This window comes from Blautia sp. JLR.GB0024 (assembly GCF_037000545.1).
GTDB classification, from domain to species: domain Bacteria; phylum Bacillota; class Clostridia; order Lachnospirales; family Lachnospiraceae; genus Blautia; species Blautia celeris.
Map to the genome: position 1 here is coordinate 886,922 of NZ_JBANBF010000002.1, position 20,841 is coordinate 907,762.

Sequence of the window (20,841 nt, forward strand, 5' to 3'; positions counted from 1 at the left end):
AAATTCTTTCATTTTTTTAACAATTCGAACACCATATCTTTTTCTTCAAGCTGGCGTTTCAGACGTAGATTTTCACGCTGTAAACGCTCTAACTCATTGACTTCACCGTTTGTTTTGTGATGACCACGCTTGTCTGACAGTCCTTCTTCACCGTCAGCATCATATTTCTTTACCCAGGAATAGACCTGGCTGTATCCTTGTGCCTGTATTTGGCAATCCATTCTCTTAATTGTGTGCTGCCGATTTGATATTTAGCTGCCAAAGAGTCATATGATCCTAAACCGTCAAGATACTTGTGAGAAACCATTACTCTGAACTCTGGCGTATGCGGTGATTTGGACATGAAAACACCTCTTAAGTAGACTTTAGTTATTTACTTTGTCTACTTAAGAGGTATCATATCAAAGTAAAGGACTTTGAACATATTTATCCTCATATGCTCAGATATACCTTTGCTGCCAGAGGTCTGGAGAATGGAATCCCGCCTAAAGTTATGCAGGAACTGTTAAGACATACAAGCAAAACTATGACGCTGGATATATACAGCCATGTGATTACAAATATGAAAGCTGAAAAGATCAAGAAAATAGGGAACTTGTTTGTATAATCTTGTCTATAGGTATAAAAATTTTGTTATCACTGTTCACATTCCAAGGACGTAAATCGCAGAAATCCCCCAACCCCTTATAAATAGACAGAGAAACACCCTGTAGGGGAGCTACAGGGTGTTTCGAGGGGAGTATAAATAATTAAATAAGGGGTTATAATGTAAAAAAAATTTTTGAAGGGTAAATTCTTTTTACAATCCATATTATAATATAAAAGGAAAAAAAATGCAATCCTTTTTTGACGAGATACGCATGACAAAAAGGAATATTATTACTTTTTTACGGATATATTGACGAAAACAAGAAGAATTGAACTGCGGCGAATATTTTGAGGCAGAAAAGACATAATAAGACTGTAAATAAAAAATGTACAACCAGGAGGTAAAGTCATGGCTAAAAATTATAGCAATGAATCAGGCAGCAACAAATCCACTAATGCAAACAACTCTCAGAATTCTCAGAATTCACAGAACTCCCAGAATTCACAGAACTCCCAGAATTCACAGAACTCCCAGAATTCTCAGAACTCTCAGAACTCCCAGAACTCCCAGAATTCTCAGAACTCCCAGAATTCCCAGAACTCACAGAAGAATTCCTATTCAGGAAGTAAAAACGGAACAGAGAACTGTGGAACAAGAAACTCTCAGAATGCATCTTCTTCCAACAGCAAAAATTCACAGAACTCCAACAGCAAAAATTCTTCTAAAAACAACACATCTTCTGAGTACGGCTATTAATTAGTATAAAAGAGGATACAGCCAGGGAGATTCCGGACACCAATCCGGAATCTCCCTGATTCATGTTAGGGAAACCACGCTCTGCGTGGTTTCTGTTATTTACGTCCTGGATTTGGAATGCATATAATAGAAGAAAAAGGTATTTCTTATGACTGGTATTGAAACAATTTCAGCCCATGATTTAGACAGATATCATGGTGACAGAAATGTTATGATTATAGATCTGCGTGACAGAGAAGAATATGAAGCGGGACATTTTGACGGAGCTGTAAATATTCCCTATGAAGAGCTGGATATTTATGAGGAGCTGCCTGCTGACAAGATCCTTGTGCTCTACTGCGATAGAGGAAGCGCCAGCCTTCTGGCAGCCAGAGAACTGATGCAGAGAGGCTTCCGTGTAAAATCTGTTGTGGGTGGATTCCACGCATATAAAGGAACGAACTTGTATTTTCCTTCAGAGCATAGTAAAATAAAATAGATTAGACAGTTTAAGGAAAAACAGAGGAGAATATACTTATGAAATACATGTTTGCATCAGACATCCACGGTTCAGCTTATTACTGTAAAAAGATGTTGGAGGCATATAAGGCGGAGAAGGCAGACCGTCTGATTCTGTTAGGTGATCTGCTGTACCACGGCCCAAGAAACGATCTTCCAAAAGATTACGCACCGAAAGAAGTCATTGCCATGCTCAATGAACATAGAGATGATTTGTATGTGGTACGCGGCAACTGTGATGCGGAAGTGGACCAGATGGTGCTTCATTTTCCGATTATGGCGGATTACTGTATTATCATGGATGGTGAGCGCACTATTTATGCCAGCCATGGACACGTATATCATGAAGAGAATCTGCCGCCGCTGAAAAATGGAGATATTTTTATTCACGGCCACACACATGTGCTGCGTGCGGAAAAGAAAGAAAATTATACCATTCTGAATCCGGGTTCTGTTTCCATTCCAAAGGAAGGAAATATTCCCACCTATGCGGTACTGGAGGACGGTCTGTTCTCAATCCGCGGATTTGGCGGGGAGATTGTTAAGGAGTTAAAATTATAATGGAAAAATTTGAATTGATCGCACCATGCCATTTTGGTCTGGAGGCAGTGTTAAAAAGGGAAATACAGGATTTGGGATATGAGATCAGCGAGGTGGAGGACGGGAAAGTAACGTTTTTAGGTGATGCCGGGGCAATTGTTCGGGCAAATATGTTTCTGCGCACCACAGAACGGGTACTTTTAAAGGTGGCGAAAGTCAAAGCAGTCACTTTTGAAGAGTTATTTGAGAAGACAAAAGCCCTTCCCTGGGAAAAATATATTCCGCAGGACGGAAAATTCTGGGTTGCCAAAGCCAACTCTGTCAAAAGCAGGCTCTTCAGCCCCTCCGATATCCAGTCCATTATGAAAAAAGCTATGGTAGAGCGCCTGAAATCGGTGTATCATGTGGACTGGTTTGAGGAGGATGGTGCCAGTTTTCCTATCCGTGTCGCTTTTATGAAGGATGTTGCCACCATTGGTATTGACACGTCAGGGATTTCCCTGCACAAAAGAGGATACAGGCAGATGACAAGTAAGGCTCCCATAACAGAGACTCTGGCGGCAGCCCTGCTGATGCTGACTCCATGGAACAGGGACCGCATTTTAGTGGATCCCTTCTGCGGCAGCGGAACATTTCCTATTGAGGCAGCCATGATCGCCGCCAATATCGCACCGGGAATGAACCGGAATTTCCTCTGTGAGGACTGGAAACATCTCATATCAAGAAAGCATTGGTATGAGGTCAGGGAGGAAGCACAGGGGATGATAGATCTGTCCGTAGATACAGATATCCAGGGATACGACCTGGACCCCGAGATGGTGAAGGGAGCCAGGGAAAATGCGGAGCGGGCCGGCGTTGACAAGCTGATACATTTTCAGCAGAGGGATATCAAAGATTTGAGCCATCCTAAGAAATACGGTTTTATTGTCACGAATCCTCCTTATGGGGAGCGTCTGGAAGACAAAGAAAATCTGCCGTCTCTCTATGAAACGATTGGGGAGCGCTATCAGGCACTGGATTCCTGGTCCATGTATCTGATCACCGCTTATGAGGATGCAGAGCGATATATAGGAAGAAAAGCGGATAAAAACAGGAAGATATACAATGGTATGATCAAGACGTACTTTTATCAGTTCCTGGGTCCAAAGCCCCCGAAAAAGAAGAGGAGTTAACAAAAGATGAAAAGATTGATCTTTGCAACCGGCAATGAAAATAAAATGAAAGAGATACGGGAGATCATGGAAGGTCTGCCGGTTGAAATCCTGTCCATGAAAGAAGCCGGCATTGAGGCCGATATTGTGGAGGATGGACTGAGCTTTGAGGAGAATGCGCTGATCAAGGCGCGTGCAGTCTGCAGACTGGCGGGTGAGATGGTACTTGCTGATGATTCCGGGCTGGAGGTGGACTACCTCAACAAAGAGCCGGGAATCTATTCCGCACGCTACATGGGCGAGGATACTTCTTACAGGATCAAGAACCAAAATATCATGGACCGCCTGGAGGGTGTACCGGATGAAAAGCGTACCGCCAGGTTTGTGTGCGCCATAGCCGCCGTATTTCCGGACGGCAGGGAACTGGTGACGCGCGGTACGATAGAGGGTATCATCGGCTATGAGGAGAGAGGGGAAAATGGATTTGGATATGATCCCATCTTTTTCCTTCCTGAGAGGGGCTGCAGCACTGCAGAACTTCCGCCTGAGGAGAAAAACAACGTGAGCCACAGGGGAAATGCGCTGCGCAGTATGAAAGCTTTGCTGGAAAAGGAACATTTATTATAATAAATGGAAAGGACTTTCAAATATGAAGGTATTAATTGTCAGCGACACCCATGGTCACGAGGAGAATTTTGAAAAGGTTCTGGAAAAGGTGGGAAATATACAGCATCTGATCCATCTGGGAGATGTGGAAGGGCATGAGGATTATATAGAAGCGATCTCAGGCTGTCCGGTACATATTGTGGCGGGAAATAATGATTTCTTTTCAGACCTTCCCAGAGAGGAGGAACTGTGGCTGGAGGACTACCACGTACTGCTCACACATGGGCATTACTATGGCGTTTCCATGGGAACCAGCCGCCTTGAGGAGGAGGCGCGGGCCAGGGGCTTTGATATAGCCATGTATGGACATACCCACAGACCTGAACTGAAGATAGAAGATGACTTGACGGTATTAAATCCGGGGAGTATTTCTTATCCCAGACAGTGGGGACACGAGCCGAGTTTTATCCTCATGGAAATCGACAGGGATGGAGAAGCTCACTATACAATTAATTATCTGAAATAATGAAAAATGCTGGGATGGCAGTTTCAGTTCCGCTGAAGGATGCCATCCCGCAGTCATATATGATTTGACGGGAATTGCTAATGGATGAAGGGGAAACCGGGGCATTTTGTAAAAAAATGGAATAGAAATAAATATTCTAAAAAAAAGTGTTGACTTTTCACTTTCCCTATGGTATATTTTATCTTGCGTCAGGCAAGAGCACTTGCACAGGACGGTAAGATACCTTTCGGGGTGTGGCTCAGCTTGGCTAGAGCGCCTGGTTTGGGACCAGGAGGTCGCAGGTTCGAATCCTGTCACCCCGATGTTTCAACAAGTGCATGAAATGCCCGTGCGGGTGTAGTTCAGTGGTAGAACACCAGCCTTCCAAGCTGGATATGTGGGTTCGATTCCCATCACCCGCTTTCGGTTGCAAAACCGAGGATGTGTTTGTAGCTCAGCTGGATAGAGCAACGGCCTTCTAAGCCGTGGGTCGGGGGTTCGAATCCCTTCAAGCACGCTTGTGTGTATTTATGACGCACAATGGATTATGGTGGGTATAGCGCAGTTGGTTAGCGCGCCAGATTGTGGCTCTGGAGGCCGTGGGTTCGAATCCCACTATCCACCCTTGCCGTTACGGCGCTCTTGGGCTATCGCCAAGCGGTAAGGCACAGCACTTTGACTGCTGCATTCGCTGGTTCGAATCCAGCTAGCCCAGTTCAAAGTCTAATTATGGAGCATTAGCTCAGTTGGTAGAGCACTTGACTTTTAATCAAGTTGTCCGGGGTTCGAATCCCCGATGCTTCACTGGAACAAGCAAGTGCTTGTTCCTATTTTTTTTCTGATATGCGGATATGGCGGAATTGGCAGACGCGCCAGATTTAGGTTCTGGTGTCTACGACGTGCAGGTTCAAGTCCTGTTATCCGCAGGAATAAAATAAAAAAGGATTCCCTTCTCATTTTTACTGAGAGGAGAATCCTTTTTGTGTTCAGGCCTTTTATCTGCCTTCTGACTCTGCCACAATATCTTCCAGAACTTTGATCAAATCAGGCAGTGATTCTAATTGGACATTTCGTTCCAGAATACAGTTTTTCAGATCAATGGACAGAGTTTCAAATTTGTCCCGGATTGCCGGGGATATATAGGATGCCATAAAATCACCTCAGCAATAGGATGTGTATGCTTAGAATAAAATATGCGGGATATTGGAAAAACACCAGGATTCTGTCTGATAGAAGACTATAATCCTGGTGTTTCATTCCCGCTATTCTTTTGTATAATTGTCAAAATACCCCTGGATATAGATAATAGGCGTACCTTTATCTCCCGAACCGGAGGTCAGATCAGCCAGGGAGCCCAGCAAATCTGTCAGGCGTCTTGGTGTAGTACCCTGGGTTACCATGGTGCCTTTCAGGTTTTCTGCCTTCTCGTCCTTTTCCTGGATGTAATTCTTGATGGCAGCCTTTAACTCGTCTCCTGATAAGTCGGCGAAATCATTGTCCGCCAGGTATTTCAGCTTCACCTCATTGGGTGTTCCGTTCAGGCCGTCTGTGTAGGCCGGAGAGACTACCGGGTCAGCCAGCTCCCAGATTTTGCCCACCGGATCTTTGAATGCGCCGTCGCCGTAGATCATGACTTCCACATGTTTTCCTGTTTTTTCCAGAATGGAGCTGTGTATGGAATCAACCATTTCCTGGCAGTGGATCGGGAAAAGCTTTACCGTGTCTTCAGTGGCTTTGTTGGAGCCGAGAAGTCCGTATGTATCATTGTATCCGCTTCCGTCAATGCTCTGTGTCATGATATCATCCAGAGCGTATACTTTTTCCGCTCCGTTGGCATTCAGGATGCGCTTGGTGCGCTCTCTGCTGTGAATATCGCAGGTGAGTATGCTTTTTGTGTAGTCCAGGATCGCTTTGGGATTGTTGGCGAAAATGATCTCCACTTCTGCACCGCACTCACGGATCACATTTTTATAATAGTCCACATAGTCAACACCGGTAAATACGTGTTTTTCGTATCCGAACAATTCTCTGTATTTTTCTTCTGACAGTACGTCTGTCCATGGATTGACGCCTTTTTCGTCCATGACATCCAGATCCACAAGATGATTGCCTACTTCATCAGAAGGATAACTCAGCATGAGGACGATCTTTCTGCAGCCTTTTGCGATTCCCTTCAGACAGATGGAAAAGCGGTTACGGCTGAGAATCGGGAAGAGGACACCAACGGTGTCATCGCCGAATTTTTCATGTACATCTTTGGCAATCTGTTCCACACTGGCATAGTTGCCCTGGGCTCTGGCAACCACCGCCTCTGTGACAGCGATTACATCTTTATCGCGAATCTCAAAAGGTTCGCTCTTTGCGGCTTCCAGCACGCAGTCCACTACGATTTCGGACAGGTTGTCACCTTCACGGATGATCGGAGCGCGGACGCCGCGGGATATGGTACCTACCATTTTAGACATTATGATATTCCCCCATTTTTAAATTTGTGGACATTGCCACCATTACTATTCTACGGTTTGTTGCCGAAATAAGCAAGTAATTCCTGACATAAAGCGACAAAAAAATTGTATCTGGCCGGAATCGTTTTGAATTGACAATATTGTTATACGATATTATAATAAAAATAAGAAATATCGAGTATCGATATCAGGGGCTCAGGAATTCGGATGTAATGGAATCCAAACCAGGGAAAAGTCAGGAAAAACCATCAAAGAGAAAAACATTTAAAAAGGAGGAAACGGGTATGCCCAGAGAACAGTTTCAGAGTTTGACGGAGCCCATGTACTATATTCTGATGTCGCTTCAGGATGAGTGCTGCGGAGTGGATATTATGGAAAAAGTAAGAGGTTTATCGGGCGGGCGTGTGCAGGTTGGTCCCGGAACTCTGTATGCGCTTCTGGCAAAATTCCAGGAGGGGGATATGATCGAAGAGACAAGGCAGGAAGGACGGAAAAAGTGGTATAGGATTACGGAGAAAGGAAATGACTCCCTGAAAAAGGAGTACCGCCGCATTTTAGCCATGGCCAGGGACGGGGCCGCCGGATTGGAGGGGGATAGGGATGCTGTATTGGAGATGGAAAAACTTTGGGATTTTGGACGTTCCGGCAATGGAGTGCTTCTTTGAAAAAATGGCAGCGCGGGGATGGATGCTGAGAGACGCCCGGGGGAGTTTCTGGGGATTTGAGCGGCAGACTCCAAAGGATGTGAAATTTTCAGTTGCCATCCTGAAGGATGTTTCCATGTGGGAAGGCAGTGAGAATGAGGAATCGAGAAATTTTCAGTTCTATTGTGAGAGTGCAGGGTGGCATTTTGTGTGTGCTGAGAAGTGCAGGCAGATTTTGTGGAGCGATGACAGGGATATCGTTCCCATAGAGACAGATGAGGAAATGAAAATGGAAGCGGTGAAGACCCAGTATCGAAAACAGGCGGCATTTACGATGTTTGTGGGTGTGCTTTGGACCTTGATTTATTTTTGGCCTGTACTGGCAGGAGGTGCGGAACTGGGTGGGTATTTAATGAAGTCACTTCTGGAAAGTAATGCGGGAATTTTGGTGCTGTTCTGTATACTGTACCTGCTTTTGGGCGGTTTGGCCGGTATCGTTTCCTATCTGGTTTGGTGTCAGATGGCAAAGAGAAATTTATCACGGAAAATGCCGGTGCTGTACAGACCTTATTCTGTCTTTATGGTAAAAGACATTGCTGAGAAAGTTTTTTGCCTGCTGTTGGTTGTACTTTTCTATATCGCTGTGGTGCGTGTGACTGTTCAGGAACGTGACTGGAGGACACTGACGAACCTGTTAGTATTTTTTATTGTCTTTTGGAGTGTGAGTCTTTTTTCACAGAGCAGAAGGAAAAAGGGTTTTCGCTGGAGGTACCTTGCAGCCGGTATGGCTGCCGTAATGATTATGATGTTTGGGATGTATAAAATAGATACAATTTTCGATATGGAGCCGTCCGGGGAGGATACATGGATGACCGGAAATGGTCCGTTCCTGAAATGTTCTGAACTTTTTGCGGGGAATAAGAATGCGGAAGGTGAGGAAACGGAAAAGAAAGAAGCAGAAGATAGAGAGGAAGGGAGGTCAGTTCATACGAGAAACGCCAGTATTTTGCTGGAAAGTGAAAGCTACAACACATTCCCGAGTGAAATCTGCAGGGAGGACTTTTCCTATACTTTATACAAATCCAGATATAAAGCAGTCTTGAATTATATACGGAAATTGTCAGAGAACCGACGCGGTTATGAGGAAGACGGTGATTATTGGGACGGTTCTATCTATATCCGGCGCTACAGTGATCAGAGAGGTATTCCTACGGAACAGGAAACAGCAGACGGAGCTGCGGCAGGCGATGTGCCGGCTGAGGTGATTTACCGGATATCTGTTTTACGAAACGGTCCCTATATACTGGTGATCCGATACAAGGACCAGGGCCCGGGGTTAAGCAAGGAAATCGTTGACAGCCGTGCAGCTGATAAAATGAAGAGATTGCCGGGGATTTTATAAAGTGTCTGCATGGAGAATCGGGGACCCGGAGGACGGTGGAGCAGAGATAAAAAAACGGCGTATAGGGAATAGAATGTATTTTGGCTGTCTGCCGGGAGAACATTTCTATGACTATACGCCGTCTTTCTTTCAGTCCGGTATCTGCCGTCCTTCATGGTCCATATGGTAATTTTCTTTGTAGATAAGCTGTGAGACAGGGACAAATTCATAGCCTTTGTCCTGCAGTGTGGTGATGAGAGTATCCAGCGCGTCTTTGGTATATTTGGCACCGTTATGGCAGAGGATAATGCTGCCGTTGCTCAGGTGGGAATCTTCGGTGACCCTTTTGATGATATCATCAGCGCCGTAATCCTTCCAGTCGAGAGAATCCACATCCCACTGTATGGGGTAGTAATGATTGGCACGGGCATTTTTTACCACATCATTGTCATAGTCTCCGTAAGGAGGGCGGAACAGGAACATGTCATAGCCGGTCAGCTCTTTGACCTTGTTGTGTACGGACATGAGTTCCTGCGTCTTCTCCTCATCGCTGAGCTTTGTCATATATTTGTGGTTTTCGCTGTGGTTGCCCAGATCATGTCCTGCCTCGTAAATCTTTTTTACATCATCAGGATAACTGGAAACCCAACCGCCGGTCATGAAAAAGGTGGCCTTTACCTGGTGTTTGGCCAGGATATCCAGAAGAGCGGCTGTATCCTGATTGCCCCAGGCAGCATCAAAACTGATGGCTATCTGAGGCTTGTCAGTTTGTACACAGTAGATGGGGAGCTCACGGCTTCCCACTGTGCTGCTGACAGAGATGACACCGGGCAGATATGTGACGGCACAGAGGACGAGGGCACCGCAGAAGAGCAGTGTTATGGCTGTGTTGAGAAGTTTCTTTAACATGGCAGACCTCCGCAATAGATGTTGTTTACATCATATGCCGTCCGGGATAGAAAAAGAACGCGGCAGACAGGGAAAGGGCTGTGCGCAGCCTGAACCGCGCACAGCCCTGAAAGCAGGGGGTTATTTCCGGTAGAAGTTTCTTCCGTAGGAATCATATTCCTCAGTGATCCAGCGTGCTTTTGCTTTGATCGCCTCGTCATCCGGTGCGCCGTATGTGCTGGCCCAGAATACAAAGCCGCCTCCCGGCGCAAAGTTATCAATACATTTGCGGACTTCAGCTCTGACAACCTCCTCGGAGGTGTCCGGCCAGCCTGCAGGGCCTGAGGAATCCCAGCAGCCTTCCAGTACCAGGCTGTTTCCGTATTTTTTCTTGATACCTGCCAGGTCATTCATGGTCTGGGCGGGATTCCAGGCACATACGCCGAAGTCACGCCAGTCTTCTATGAAATCCTCACATCGGCCGCAGTCGTGCATATCAATGGGGATTCCGGCCTCCTGCGCGAATTTTGCTTCGCTTGCATGGAAGGGTTTTATCATCTCCCGGTACATCTCCACAGAGATAAACGGATTGGTTGCAGTTGCCGTATCGTCTGTGATCGCCCATACATCCGGTTTGTAATAGTCCCTGACTTTGCTGCATATCTGGAGATAGAACTGATTCATATACTCAAACAGCGCCATGACTTCATCCGGTTCCTCCAGCATGGCGCAGAGGCCTTCTGTAAATCCCATAAAATTCATGAGCTGCTGGAAGTATCCAACATGTATGGTGGCAGTCACGGATGTCTGTGTTCTGTCAACACGCTCCAGATCCTTTTTCGCCATGGTTTCCCAGTCAATATGTGAAATATCAGGAGCCTTGATGACATCACGCCAGTGGCAGATGTCGTCCAGTATGAAGCGGCCCGGTTTAGGCAGGGACATATAGCCGGTTTCCTTTGTGGCAACGTATTCCACACCCCAGATATCAAAGCCGCCCATAGGCGTCTTGCGGGCGTTCAGGAATCCGGGCCCAACCCAGGCGGTAGCCGGAGCATGTCCCGGGGACGGAATCAGAAGCCTTGGTATCCATTCTGGGGTTTCACCGCGCAGAGTCATCAGATAGTTATCTTTTTCAGTTAACATAATATTACCTCCTTCTTATAGATGAAGCACAGAGAGTATCCGTTTGTTCAGGCCCGGGAAGTCTTCTTGTTGCCGCCGGTGACTACGATATAGATGGTGGCGCCAAGCACCAGGCAAAGTGTGGAGACTGCGGTAATCCGCCATTCAGCCCTCAATACATTCAGGTTCAGCAGATTTTTCACACCGTTGATGAGATAAGGGGAGAGGAACTGTCCGAGCCCCACACAGCTTGTATACACAGCGATCGCCTGGGAACCGAATTTGGGTTTTGCTGCTGTCCCTGCAATGAGCAGGTTGTAAGTGGGGTTGTAAAAGCCAAATCCCAGGCCGAAGATTGCTCCGCACATAATAAACAGGGCGAAATTCTGGGCAAAACAAAGAATCGCCAGCGCCAGTCCCACAAGCCCTGTGGAAATGACAGCCATATACCGCTGTGTCCTTTTGTGCAGACTTCCGAAGATCAGACCGGCTATAAATGCAAATATAGTATTGGTAGATGCAACCATAGAAACCTGGCCGGCACCTCCAATGCTCTCTCCGGTTATGACAAGTGACAGTTCCACATTAAATGACATCATACATGCGTTAAAAAATATGGCAAACAGGAGAACATAGAAGGTCTTTCTGGTATACTTTTTTTCTCCGGCATTTGCCGCGGTGCGTTCCTTTTTGATCGGTTCATTGGAGGGGCAGAAAAAGAGTACCAGGAGTGCAACCGGGATTGCAAACAGATAGCCCCAGAAGGCATGCCGCCATCCAAAGGAGGTCAGCCAGCCGCCCACCATAGTGACGGCAGCACCGAACAATGCACCGAACCCCGCTCGAAACCCCAGAAGCCGGGCCTTTTCCTCGCCCTCATACAACTGCTGAATGATCGCGTTGGCCAGCGGGAAAACCGTTCCTGACCCCATGCCGTAGATAACCCTCATAACAAGGATAGCCGGCAGATTAAATACGAAATAAGTTCCGAAACCTGCAGCAAACATAATACAGGCACAGCCGATCACAATTTTCTTAATAGGAAAAATCTGTATCAGCTTACCGGACATCAGAGAGCAGACGATCATCATAAGGGACGGGATGGTGGAGAACAGCTTTACGGTAGTGACATCATACTGCGGAAATTCCTTGACCATGTAGGCCAGAGATGACGCGTTGATGGTTGCCAGATATAACAGGGTACTGACAGACAACACGGCCACAGTATTCATTAAAGTGTATTTTTTCTTTTCTGCCATAGTGATTTCCTCCCTTGTGGTCAGATGGAGAATAAGGGGCTGCTGTCAATTGCAGACTCTACGATCTGTGTCAGGATCTTTTTATCTATGCAGAGGGCAATGACTGCAGCATGTATTTTTATGGTTGGAGACAGAGCCTCCTTTTTCATTGCTTCCGTATCCGTGAGGGATATCATAATGACCTCACTGCGCTCCATGGATGCTTTGATATGGCCTATGATACCGTTTTGTTCGGTGATATTCCGGGCAATGTTTTTAAAGAGCTGTTTCAGCAGGATCTCCGTCTGTTTTACATCCTCGCAGGAGCTCCATTCCAGGGAAATAACACTGGCCTCATCCTGTGTATAGGCGTTCAGAGTGATGATCGTGTTATTCCTGCGCAGAGATTGGGAGGCGTGTTCGTGATGCTCATGGGTGTGGCTGTGGTGGTCATGTCCGTGTGTAGCTTCGTGGGATATTTCATTCATAAGAATCACCCTCCAGTATAAAATCCCAAATACAGTGGGAAACAGGCTGGTTTGCAGAAGTCCGGAAAATCTTTGGAACCCTGCCCATACCCTGTATCTGCCGTTCGACTGCTTTCAGCGTATCCGGTGTGACCAGGTCCATCTTGTTGATCAGTACGGTATCCGCGTTTATAAGCTGGCCTGTGATCAGTTCATGAAGCGGTACAAGGAGACGTTCCCAGCGTGAAGCGTCAGCCACAATACAGATTCTGGAGGAGAGGGCCATGCTGTCAGCCAGGTTTTTTTGGATCAGATGGGGATAGGCCAGGCCGGTGGTCTCCAGGATCAGCCAGTCCGGCTGAAGTTCTTTTTCAATCTTACTGACGGTCGACAGCAATTCGCCGGACAAGGTGCAGCAGGCACATCCGGAAAACAGGTTTTCAACCTGATATCCGTTTCCCCGCAGCAGCTTGTCATCAATGCCTTCCTCCCCGACTTCATTTTCCAATATCACAACTTGATATTTTTTGTCATTTAAGGCGTGTCCGGTTATGTAATAGGCAAGCTGCAGCAGGAGCGAGGTCTTTCCGGAACCAAGGAATCCTCCCAGGATCAAAACTTTCATAATGATTCACCTCTTTCTATATTAGAAGCAGATGATTCGAGAGACTGTGCACACAGATTTCTGAATTAATTGAATTATAAAATGAATTGAAAGATAAAAATAGGAGATGAGCGCACAAAAAACAGAAAAAATAGAGGACTCATTTGGTGTGATAAGCACAAATTAATTGTCTGTGTCGAATTATGTATTTTTTTGACGTTTTATGGTATGATTTACTTTAGTACTACAGCGTGTTTTATTACAAGGGGGGAACTTTATGAAGTTAAGTATGCACATGATCGCGAACAGGATATATTTTCTTGATATGGAGATAAATTTAAGTGACAGCGACCCGCCGGTCTTGAAAAGTGCCAGACTTGTGTACGCCACAGACTGTGCATATATCTATGCAGAGGGCAGTGATACCATATGCGCTGCGGAATCCGGCAGCATCAGGCTCCGGGATGTGAATCTGGCGGAGGGTTTTGATATCATCCAGAGTGTGTTTGACTTTTATGATGACTGGCAGCAGAATATTCTGGAGCTGGTGCTTCAGAGGTCATATCAGGACCTGGTGGATGCCTGTTTCCGTGTCTTCCACAATCCTATGATCATGTTTGATGCAGACTGCAAGGTTCTGGGGATGAGTTCCCAGTATGGGGAGAATGACGTGGACAGGGAGTGGGCCTATCTGTCACGCCACGGTTATTCCTCCATTCAGGCTCTGGAATATATGAAATCTTACTATCCTGACCACGATTTTGAGTATGAGAAAATACTGCCGTTTCATTTTAAAGGAACTATTTTAAACTGTGAAGGAATCACCGGTGCCCTTATATACCAAAATGAATTTTTTCTGAGGATCAACGTGATAGAAAAAGAAAGACCGCTGAATTACGGGGATTATCAGATACTGGAGATGCTTCTGCACATTATGCATCAGCATTTGGAAAAGAAGGAGGGAGAAAAGGAGAAGAACGCTGAAAATTCTGTATTCTTCAGTCTTCTGAACCGGGATGCCGTGGATGATGAAAAGCTGGCCAGGAAACTTGATTATGCCGGCTGGAAGGTTTCAGACGAATACCAGATTGTCCTGGTGTGTCCAAAGAGAACGGAAATGTCGGCAAAGGCAGCAGAGGTCCTGCGGACTACGATTATGAATATATTTCCGGAGAGCAGGATCGTAGGCGGTGAGAATGCTTTTATTCTCATATGGAATCTCAGTAAATGCGGCAGCTTTAAGAGGGAACGCGTCCGGCTTCTGTTGGAGCAGACAGAGGCTGATGTGAGCATGAGTCTTTGGATGGAAGGGATTTATAACGTATGGCATTTATACAGACAGGCAAAATCTGCGCAGAATATGAAAACATGGTTTTCCGGGGAAACAGACCGTATTTTTGATTTTTATAAGGCGGCAGCAGACCATATCCTTCTGTCAGGCGATATGGAGGATATGGTGTATGCCTGCCATCCGGATGTGAGAAGACTGTGGTTAAGGGAACAGGAGGAGAAGGACGGCCTGTTTGCTACCTTTTCCTCTTATCTGAAACATGAGCGCTCCGTACTGAATACCTCACAGGATGTCTATATTCATAGAAATACCTTATTATACAGAATCAGGAAAATAAAAGAGTTTCTGGAATCCGATCTGGATGACGCCTATACCAGGAATTATATGCAGCTTTCTGTCATGGTATTGGAATTATATGAGATGCTGCATAAAAATCAGCCTTAATTTTAAAGATACTGCTTGTAAAACAGCGTGCAAAAGGATATAATAGAAAAAACGCGTGCTATATATTGGGAAAACGTGTGTTTTGCGTGCGAAATATTCTTATAAAAATTTCCGGAGGCGGATTATGGCGGGGACAATACAACAGATTGCGGAGCTGGCAGGGGTGTCACGGGGAACTGTGGACCGGGCTTTGAACAACCGGGGGAGGATCAACCCCGAAGTGGCTAAGAAAATAGAACAGATCGCAGATGAGATCGGATATGTGCCAAAACACAGGAAAAAGGCGGACAGCACAGGAAAACAGAGCGGCAGGGGAAAGCGTGTCGGAGTCGTGACACAGCTATCCCAGTCCTCCTTTATGCTCCAGGTCAACAAGGGAATCCGGGATGCGGCGAAAAAGCTGGCGGATCAGGGCGTGGAAGTGCTCATAAAAGAGAACGCTTCTGTGGATGAGGCAGAGCAGATGCGTGCGATCACAGAGCTGGAGGAGGAAGGCATGGACGCGCTGGCTGTGATGCCGGTGGACTGCGATAAGGTGAGGGTGAAGCTGAATGAGCTGACCGAGGAGAAGAACATACCGGTGGTCACTTTTAATTCCGATATTGTGGGAACAAAACGCTGCTGCTTTGTGGGCCTTGACAACTGGAAAAGCGGACAGACCGCAGCAGGACTCATGGGGATGATGATGCGCGGCAAGGGAAAGGTTCTGGTTATCACCGGATATTTTTCCAACAGCGCCGGCAGCCGCAGGGTGGACGGTTTTGTGGAGGAACTGAAGAAGAGTTTTCCGGAAATGGATCTGGTGGGGGTGCAGAGCAGTTTTGACCACACAGATGAAGTGGAGAAGATCATCGTAAACTCCATGTCGGCATTCCCGGATCTGGAGGGCATCTTTGTGGCCTCCGGCGGGCAGGCGGGAGTCAGAAAGGCATTTGACAAGCTGAGCCTGGAAAAGCGTCCGTATGTGATCATCTATGACCTGACACCAAAGAATGAGAAGGCGCTTCTGGAAGGCACCGTGGACTTTCTCATTGACCAGGAGGGATACGACCAGGGGTACCGGGCGCTTTCCATTCTGTCTGATATGCTGAGAAGAGGAAGAATGCCGGAAAAAGAATATATGTATACAGAGATCAATATAAAGACAAAATATAATCTGTAACAGGTCCGTGCTGCGGCAGGGCCGGGAACGGGAGTCCGGGAAACCGGACTCTTTTTGCGTTACATAGGAAGATAAAACAGAGCAGCCATGGTATGCGCCTTGTCGGATATAACGCCTTATCGGATACAACGCCCTGCCGGATTTGCTGCCTAAAAAGCACACAATGAAAAGCACGCATATATTATTGTGAAAATGCTACAAAACCAACTCTTAAAATTGTGCACAAAATAGAAAGGTTGTGAAAATAAAAAAAGTGCTTGCACATTTAATGTGCGTGTGATACTATAAAAGCACAAAAGGAAAGCACGTAAAACGCACACATAAATAAAAAGCACGCAAACATGGATGAAAAAAACAGGAGGAAAGTTTTTATGAAGTATGTAGAATTTGATCAGAGCAGACCAATGGATTTGGTTTTACTGGGCCGTGTGGCAATCGACTTTAACCCGGCTTACAATGACCAGGTGAAAGAGGAGTTTAAACCTCTGAAAAAAGTGCATATGTTTGAGAAGTTCGTAGGCGGTTCACCGGCCAACATCGCTGTAGGTGTTACAAGACACGGCATGAAAGCAGGATTCCTGGGAAAGGTTTCCGATGACCAGTTTGGCGAGTATGTAGTGGATTATTTTGATGAGCAGGGTATTGATACCTCACACATCACAAAATGCACCGGCGGCGAGAAGCTGGGCCTGACATTTACCGAGATGCTGTCACCAAAGGAAAGCAGCATTCTGATGTACAGAAACTGCATCGCTGATTTACAGCTTCATGTGGATGACATTGATGAGGAATACATAAAACAGACAAAGGCAATCCTGATCTCCGGAACAGCGCTGGCTGAGAGTCCATCAAGAGAAGCAGCCATCAAAGCCGTTCTGCTGGCAAAGAAAAATAATACGAAGATTATCTTTGACATTGACTACAGAGAGTATAACTGGAAGAACAGTGATGAGATCGCAATCTACTATTCCATGGTAGCAAAAGAAGCAGACATCATCATGGGCTCAAGAGAAGAGTTTGACCTGACTGAGAAGCTGATCCAGCCGGGCATGACAGATGAAGAATCCGCAGCCCTGTGGCAGAGCTACAACGCCAAGATCGTTGTGATCAAACACGGCATGAAGGGCTCCACCGCTTACACCTGTGACGGACAGAAATACTCCATCAAACCGTTCCCGGTTGACGCAAGAAAAGGCTTCGGCGGCGGCGACGGATACGGTTCAGGCTTCTTATATGGACTGTATCAGGGATGGGAAGTGATCGACTGTCTGGAATTCGGTTCCGCAGAGGCTTCCATGATGGTCAGAAGCAACAACTGTTCCGATTCCCTTCCGGGACCGGATGCAGTGCACGCATTCATCAAAGAGGAAAAAGAAAAATTCGGCGAAATGATCGCAAGAGTATAATGGTTTTGACAGGTCTGCGCACTTACTGCGCTGACCGTACGGAAACGCAGCGTCATAGCGGTTACAGACAACCGTTGACATAGATACTAACATAAACACTGACTGCGGGGCGGGCCGGGAGTTTCCCCCCTCGCCCATGTGGCAGGCAGCGCCTGCCCGGTATATGAAAGGAGATTAATCATGGCAAAGACAACAAGAATGACGGTTGCACAGGCTATCGTTAAGTTTTTAGATAATCAGTATGTATCCATGGACGGTGTGGAGACAAAATTCGTGGAAGGTTTCTTCACCATTTTCGGACACGGCATTGCAGTAGGCCTGGGAGAGGCACTGGATACCAATCCGGGACAGTTAAGAGTTATGCAGGGAAGAAATGAGCAGGGTATGTGCCATGTGGCAACAGCATTTGCAAAACAGAACAACAGAAAGAGCATCATTCCCTGTGCTTCATCCGTAGGACCGGGAGCTGCCAATATGGTAACTGCCTGTGCCACAGCAACTGTAAATAATATTCCGCTTCTTGTATTTCCGGCAGATACATTTGCATCCAGACAGCCTGACCCGGTTCTGCAGCAGTTAGAGCAGAGCAGCAGCCTGGCTACCACAACAAACGATGCGTTCAAGCCGGTCTGCAAATACTGGGACAGGATCACCCGTCCGGAGCAGCTTATGACAGCGCTGATCAACGCAATGCGCGTGCTGACAGACCCGTCAGAGACAGGTGCATGCTGTATCGCACTTCCTCAGGATGTGGAAGGGGAATCTTATGATTACCCGGATTATTTCTTCGAGAAACGCGTACACAGGATCACCCGTCCGGTGGCTGTGGAAGAAGAGCTGGAAGATATAGCCGAAATCATTGCGAAAGCAAAGAGACCACTGCTTATCGTAGGCGGCGGTGTGAAATATTCAGAAGCCGGCGAGACCGTTGAAAAATTCTGTGAGGAGTTTCACATTCCCTTTGGCGAGAGCCAGGCAGGGAAAAGTGCGTGCCAGACCAGCAACCCTTACTGCCTGGGCGGTATCGGTGTGACAGGAACCCTGGCATCCAATGTCATTGCAAAAGACGCGGATGTGGTGATCGCAGTAGGCTCCAGACTTTCCGACTTCACAACAAGCTCCAAACATTTATTCAGAAATGAAGACGTGAAATTCGTGACCATCAACAACAACAGATACCATGCATACAAGATGGACGCTGTAAAAGCCATCGGTGACGCGAAAGTGACAGTGGAAGCTCTGGCAGAGAAGCTGCGTGCCAAGGGATATGTTTCTTCCTACAACGGAGAAATCGAAGCTGCCAAAGAAGCATGGGACAAAGAGTGGGACCGCCTGGCCGGAATCGAATACACAGGTGATGACTTTGAACCGATCATCAAGGCCAGAGACCCGAGAACCGTTCCTGAGTTCGTAAAACTCACAAATGGTAAGATCACACAGACTGCAGCACTGGCTGCTATCAATAAAACGATTGACAAGGACGCTACCATCATCACAGCAGGCGGTTCCCTGCCAAGCTGTATGCAGCGTATGTGGAAAACAGACAAGAGAGGCGGATATCATGCAGAGTACGGCTATTCCTGTATGGGCTACGAAGTGGCTGCCACTCTGGGCGTAAAATTTGCTGAGCCGGACAATGAAGTATACTGTGTGGTAGGAGACTCCAGTTTCCAGATGCTTCACAGCGAGATCATGACGATCATGCAGGAGAGAAAGAAAGTAAACATCCTGGTATTCGATAACTGCGGATTCGGCTGCATTAACAATCTGGAAATGAATCACGGTATCGGCAGTATTGCCACAGAGTTCCGTTATACAGATGGCAAGAAACCGACCGGGGACCTGATTCCTGTAGACTACGCAAAAATCGGCGAGGGCTATGGCCTGAAGACGTATACCTGCAGGACCATCGCTGAACTGGTTGCCGCTCTTGAGGATGCGAAGAAACAGGATATTGCCTGTCTCTTTGATCTGAAGGTAATTCCGAAAACCATGACAGACGGTTATGAATCCTGGTGGAATGTGGGTATTGCCACAACTTCTGATAAGGACAGTGTAAAGAAAGCATGCGAAGGCGTTATGACAGGACGTAATGAGTCCAGAGCTTATTAATTTTATATAAACACAGGATGCCGCACGGACCCATCCGCCCTTGGCACAGCCCTCCATTCCCTGACCGGAATGTCTGCGGCAGTGCAGGGAAATCGGGCCGGTGCGGCAAAACCAGATGCTGCAGCCGGTTATCCCGGCTATGGCAGGATAACAGCATATAAGACAAGGAGGATATTTAGATATGGGAAAAGTGTTCGGATACCCGGAATTTGACGCAAACGGTGAAAAGATTCTGACAACCTATGACAACGAATATAAAGACATGATGATGGACATCCGTGTTTACCGCATGAAAGCCGGTGAGACAAGATCCTTCAAAAGGGACGGGGAGGAGCTGGCTGTACTTCTGCTCTCCGGAAACATCACCTATGCATGGGATGGAAACAAGGAGACTGTCAGCAGAAAAGATGTATTTACAGAAGGCCCCTGGTGCGTTCATGTGTGTACAGGAACAGAAGTCAGCGTAACTGCAGAGGCAGATTCAGAGATTTTAGTACAGTGTACAAAGAATGATACAGAGTTTGCAGCAAAATTATACAAACCGGAGGATGCTCCCTGGGGTTATTCCTGCAAGGGCAAATTCGGAAATGTTGCCAAGAGAAGAGTCAACACCATCTTTGACCATGATATCGCTCCCTGGTCTAACATGGTTCTGGGTGAGGTTCTCAATGACAGAGGAAACTGGTCAGGATATCTGCCTCACAGACATCCGCAGCCGGAGACTTATTACTTTATGTTCGACCGTCCGGAAGGCTTTGGTGCCAGTTTTGTGGGTGACCAGGTTTTCAAGAGCACAGACGGAAGCTTTTCAGCGATCCCGGGTGGTGAACTGCATCCCCAGGCAGTGGCTCCCGGCTTTCAGATGTACACCTGCTGGATGATCCGCCACATTGAGGGTAATCCGTGGCTGCAGACAGACCGCTGTGAAGACGAGCGGTATACCTGGCTGCACGACGCAGAATTTTAGTA

20 protein-coding genes, 7 tRNA genes and 1 pseudogene are annotated in these 20,841 nt (G+C 46.8%); 20 read left to right on the forward strand and 8 right to left on the reverse strand.

Features of this window, described 5'->3' with window-relative positions; genetic code table 11:
• Positions 1-8 precede the first annotated feature (8 nt).
• A complete protein-coding gene (locus V8Q34_RS07970; RefSeq protein ID WP_335835197.1) occupies positions 9-221 on the reverse strand; it encodes a helix-turn-helix domain-containing protein in 213 nt (70 codons plus the stop codon).
• Positions 222-397: 176 nt separating this feature from the next.
• Between V8Q34_RS07970 and V8Q34_RS27525 the strand changes: the two are divergent.
• The 13 genes and pseudogenes from V8Q34_RS27525 to V8Q34_RS08030 form a co-directional block, all read left to right on the forward strand.
• Positions 398-607, forward strand: a pseudogene (locus V8Q34_RS27525) (tyrosine-type recombinase/integrase); the annotation flags it as partial.
• Between the two features lie 886 nt (positions 608-1,493).
• The gene (locus V8Q34_RS07975; RefSeq protein ID WP_033141869.1) at positions 1,494-1,823 is read left to right on the forward strand and encodes a rhodanese-like domain-containing protein; all 330 of its coding nucleotides are present in this window, start codon (positions 1,494-1,496) and stop codon (positions 1,821-1,823) included.
• A 38-nt stretch (positions 1,824-1,861) separates the two neighbouring features.
• The gene (gene yfcE / locus V8Q34_RS07980) at positions 1,862-2,404 is read left to right on the forward strand and encodes a phosphodiesterase (RefSeq protein WP_033141868.1); all 543 of its coding nucleotides are present in this window, start codon (positions 1,862-1,864) and stop codon (positions 2,402-2,404) included.
• On the forward strand, positions 2,404-3,555 hold the full coding sequence (locus V8Q34_RS07985; RefSeq protein WP_033141867.1) for a THUMP domain-containing protein: 1,152 nt from the start codon (positions 2,404-2,406) through the stop codon (positions 3,553-3,555). The genes yfcE and V8Q34_RS07985 overlap by 1 nt, the downstream gene beginning before the upstream one ends.
• A gap of 6 nt (positions 3,556-3,561) precedes the next feature.
• Positions 3,562-4,161: an XTP/dITP diphosphatase gene (locus tag V8Q34_RS07990; protein WP_033141866.1), complete on the forward strand. Its 600-nt coding sequence runs from the start codon at positions 3,562-3,564 to the stop codon at positions 4,159-4,161.
• 22 nt (positions 4,162-4,183) lie between these two features.
• A complete protein-coding gene (locus V8Q34_RS07995) occupies positions 4,184-4,666 on the forward strand; it encodes a metallophosphoesterase (protein ID WP_033141865.1) in 483 nt (160 codons plus the stop codon).
• Between the two features lie 227 nt (positions 4,667-4,893).
• A tRNA-Pro gene (locus V8Q34_RS08000) sits at positions 4,894-4,968 on the forward strand.
• Positions 4,969-4,996: 28 nt separating this feature from the next.
• Positions 4,997-5,067, forward strand: a tRNA-Gly gene (locus V8Q34_RS08005).
• Positions 5,068-5,088: 21 nt separating this feature from the next.
• Positions 5,089-5,162 (forward strand) — tRNA-Arg (locus tag V8Q34_RS08010).
• 33 nt (positions 5,163-5,195) lie between these two features.
• Positions 5,196-5,269, forward strand: a tRNA-His gene (locus tag V8Q34_RS08015).
• 19 nt (positions 5,270-5,288) lie between these two features.
• Positions 5,289-5,360, forward strand: a tRNA-Gln gene (locus V8Q34_RS08020).
• A 16-nt stretch (positions 5,361-5,376) separates the two neighbouring features.
• Positions 5,377-5,449, forward strand: a tRNA-Lys gene (locus tag V8Q34_RS08025).
• A 41-nt stretch (positions 5,450-5,490) separates the two neighbouring features.
• Positions 5,491-5,571: transfer RNA gene (locus V8Q34_RS08030), tRNA-Leu, on the forward strand.
• 69 nt (positions 5,572-5,640) lie between these two features.
• Here V8Q34_RS08030 and V8Q34_RS08035 read toward each other — a convergent pair.
• Positions 5,641-5,796: a hypothetical protein gene (locus V8Q34_RS08035; RefSeq protein ID WP_033143009.1), complete on the reverse strand. Its 156-nt coding sequence runs from the start codon at positions 5,794-5,796 to the stop codon at positions 5,641-5,643.
• 111 nt (positions 5,797-5,907) lie between these two features.
• Positions 5,908-7,110 carry a coenzyme F420-0:L-glutamate ligase gene (locus V8Q34_RS08040; RefSeq protein ID WP_033143010.1) on the reverse strand — a complete coding sequence of 401 codons (1,203 nt, stop codon included), beginning with the start codon at positions 7,108-7,110 and terminating at the stop codon, positions 5,908-5,910.
• A gap of 284 nt (positions 7,111-7,394) precedes the next feature.
• Here V8Q34_RS08040 and V8Q34_RS08045 point away from each other — a divergent pair, with 284 nt between their 5' ends.
• Together V8Q34_RS08045 and V8Q34_RS08050 are read left to right on the forward strand one after the other, a co-directional pair.
• Positions 7,395-7,775, forward strand: a complete 381-nt coding sequence (locus V8Q34_RS08045) for a PadR family transcriptional regulator (RefSeq protein WP_052099652.1) — start codon at positions 7,395-7,397, stop codon at positions 7,773-7,775.
• Complete coding sequence (locus tag V8Q34_RS08050; protein WP_335835198.1) at positions 7,711-9,156, forward strand: DUF2812 domain-containing protein; 1,446 nt, start codon at positions 7,711-7,713, stop codon at positions 9,154-9,156. Before V8Q34_RS08045 ends, V8Q34_RS08050 begins: the two co-directional genes overlap by 65 nt.
• Positions 9,157-9,285: 129 nt before the next feature.
• Here V8Q34_RS08050 and V8Q34_RS08055 read toward each other — a convergent pair whose 3' ends face one another.
• From V8Q34_RS08055 to V8Q34_RS08075, 5 genes are all read right to left on the reverse strand, one after another.
• A complete protein-coding gene (locus tag V8Q34_RS08055; RefSeq protein ID WP_335835199.1) occupies positions 9,286-10,044 on the reverse strand; it encodes a polysaccharide deacetylase family protein in 759 nt (252 codons plus the stop codon).
• A gap of 120 nt (positions 10,045-10,164) precedes the next feature.
• Positions 10,165-11,169, reverse strand: a complete 1,005-nt coding sequence (locus tag V8Q34_RS08060; protein WP_052099651.1) for a uroporphyrinogen decarboxylase family protein — start codon at positions 11,167-11,169, stop codon at positions 10,165-10,167.
• A 47-nt stretch (positions 11,170-11,216) separates the two neighbouring features.
• Positions 11,217-12,407 (reverse strand): MFS transporter, encoded by a 1,191-nt coding sequence (locus V8Q34_RS08065; RefSeq protein WP_033143014.1) that lies wholly within the window; start codon positions 12,405-12,407, stop codon positions 11,217-11,219.
• A 20-nt stretch (positions 12,408-12,427) separates the two neighbouring features.
• A complete protein-coding gene (locus V8Q34_RS08070) occupies positions 12,428-12,874 on the reverse strand; it encodes a hypothetical protein (protein ID WP_033143015.1) in 447 nt (148 codons plus the stop codon).
• Complete coding sequence (locus V8Q34_RS08075) at positions 12,867-13,478, reverse strand: GTP-binding protein (protein ID WP_227244918.1); 612 nt, start codon at positions 13,476-13,478, stop codon at positions 12,867-12,869. Before V8Q34_RS08075 ends, V8Q34_RS08070 begins: the two co-directional genes overlap by 8 nt.
• Before the next feature lie 256 nt (positions 13,479-13,734).
• Between V8Q34_RS08075 and V8Q34_RS08080 the strand changes: the two genes are divergently transcribed.
• From V8Q34_RS08080 to V8Q34_RS08100, 5 genes are all read left to right on the forward strand, one after another.
• Positions 13,735-15,192, forward strand: a complete 1,458-nt coding sequence (locus V8Q34_RS08080) for a PucR family transcriptional regulator (protein ID WP_227244920.1) — start codon at positions 13,735-13,737, stop codon at positions 15,190-15,192.
• A gap of 124 nt (positions 15,193-15,316) precedes the next feature.
• Entirely contained in the window at positions 15,317-16,354 is a 1,038-nt protein-coding gene (locus V8Q34_RS08085; RefSeq protein WP_033143018.1) for a LacI family DNA-binding transcriptional regulator, read from the forward strand.
• A gap of 371 nt (positions 16,355-16,725) precedes the next feature.
• On the forward strand, positions 16,726-17,760 hold the full coding sequence (gene iolC / locus V8Q34_RS08090; protein WP_033143019.1) for a 5-dehydro-2-deoxygluconokinase: 1,035 nt from the start codon (positions 16,726-16,728) through the stop codon (positions 17,758-17,760).
• Positions 17,761-17,940: 180 nt separating this feature from the next.
• Positions 17,941-19,872: a 3D-(3,5/4)-trihydroxycyclohexane-1,2-dione acylhydrolase (decyclizing) gene (iolD, locus tag V8Q34_RS08095; RefSeq protein ID WP_103732583.1), complete on the forward strand. Its 1,932-nt coding sequence runs from the start codon at positions 17,941-17,943 to the stop codon at positions 19,870-19,872.
• Positions 19,873-20,053: 181 nt separating this feature from the next.
• On the forward strand, positions 20,054-20,839 hold the full coding sequence (locus V8Q34_RS08100) for a 5-deoxy-glucuronate isomerase (protein WP_054353254.1): 786 nt from the start codon (positions 20,054-20,056) through the stop codon (positions 20,837-20,839).
• The last annotated feature ends 2 nt before the right edge of the window (positions 20,840-20,841 follow it).

Bases quoted from the DNA above. Each gene is read 5' to 3' on its own strand.
- V8Q34_RS08070 (WP_033143015.1), bottom strand. From the start codon at position 12,874: ATGAATGAAATATCCCACGAAGCTACACACGGACATGACCACCACAGC.
- V8Q34_RS08035 (WP_033143009.1), bottom strand. From the start codon at position 5,796: ATGGCATCCTATATATCCCCGGCAATCCGGGACAAATTTGAAACTCTG.
- V8Q34_RS08065 (WP_033143014.1), bottom strand. From the start codon at position 12,407: ATGGCAGAAAAGAAAAAATACACTTTAATGAATACTGTGGCCGTGTTG.
- iolC (WP_033143019.1), top strand. From the start codon at position 16,726: ATGAAGTATGTAGAATTTGATCAGAGCAGACCAATGGATTTGGTTTTA.
- V8Q34_RS07985 (WP_033141867.1), top strand. From the start codon at position 2,404: ATGGAAAAATTTGAATTGATCGCACCATGCCATTTTGGTCTGGAGGCA.
- V8Q34_RS07975 (WP_033141869.1), top strand. From the start codon at position 1,494: ATGACTGGTATTGAAACAATTTCAGCCCATGATTTAGACAGATATCAT.
- V8Q34_RS08100 (WP_054353254.1), top strand. From the start codon at position 20,054: ATGGGAAAAGTGTTCGGATACCCGGAATTTGACGCAAACGGTGAAAAG.
- V8Q34_RS07995 (WP_033141865.1), top strand. From the start codon at position 4,184: ATGAAGGTATTAATTGTCAGCGACACCCATGGTCACGAGGAGAATTTT.
- V8Q34_RS08080 (WP_227244920.1), top strand. From the start codon at position 13,735: ATGAAGTTAAGTATGCACATGATCGCGAACAGGATATATTTTCTTGAT.
- iolD (WP_103732583.1), top strand. From the start codon at position 17,941: ATGGCAAAGACAACAAGAATGACGGTTGCACAGGCTATCGTTAAGTTT.
- yfcE (WP_033141868.1), top strand. From the start codon at position 1,862: ATGAAATACATGTTTGCATCAGACATCCACGGTTCAGCTTATTACTGT.
- V8Q34_RS07990 (WP_033141866.1), top strand. From the start codon at position 3,562: ATGAAAAGATTGATCTTTGCAACCGGCAATGAAAATAAAATGAAAGAG.
- V8Q34_RS08085 (WP_033143018.1), top strand. From the start codon at position 15,317: ATGGCGGGGACAATACAACAGATTGCGGAGCTGGCAGGGGTGTCACGG.
- V8Q34_RS08050 (WP_335835198.1), top strand. From the start codon at position 7,711: ATGCTGTATTGGAGATGGAAAAACTTTGGGATTTTGGACGTTCCGGCA.
- V8Q34_RS08075 (WP_227244918.1), bottom strand. From the start codon at position 13,478: ATGAAAGTTTTGATCCTGGGAGGATTCCTTGGTTCCGGAAAGACCTCG.
- V8Q34_RS07970 (WP_335835197.1), bottom strand. From the start codon at position 221: ATGGATTGCCAAATACAGGCACAAGGATACAGCCAGGTCTATTCCTGG.
- V8Q34_RS08055 (WP_335835199.1), bottom strand. From the start codon at position 10,044: ATGTTAAAGAAACTTCTCAACACAGCCATAACACTGCTCTTCTGCGGT.
- V8Q34_RS08045 (WP_052099652.1), top strand. From the start codon at position 7,395: ATGCCCAGAGAACAGTTTCAGAGTTTGACGGAGCCCATGTACTATATT.
- V8Q34_RS08040 (WP_033143010.1), bottom strand. From the start codon at position 7,110: ATGTCTAAAATGGTAGGTACCATATCCCGCGGCGTCCGCGCTCCGATC.
- V8Q34_RS08060 (WP_052099651.1), bottom strand. From the start codon at position 11,169: ATGTTAACTGAAAAAGATAACTATCTGATGACTCTGCGCGGTGAAACC.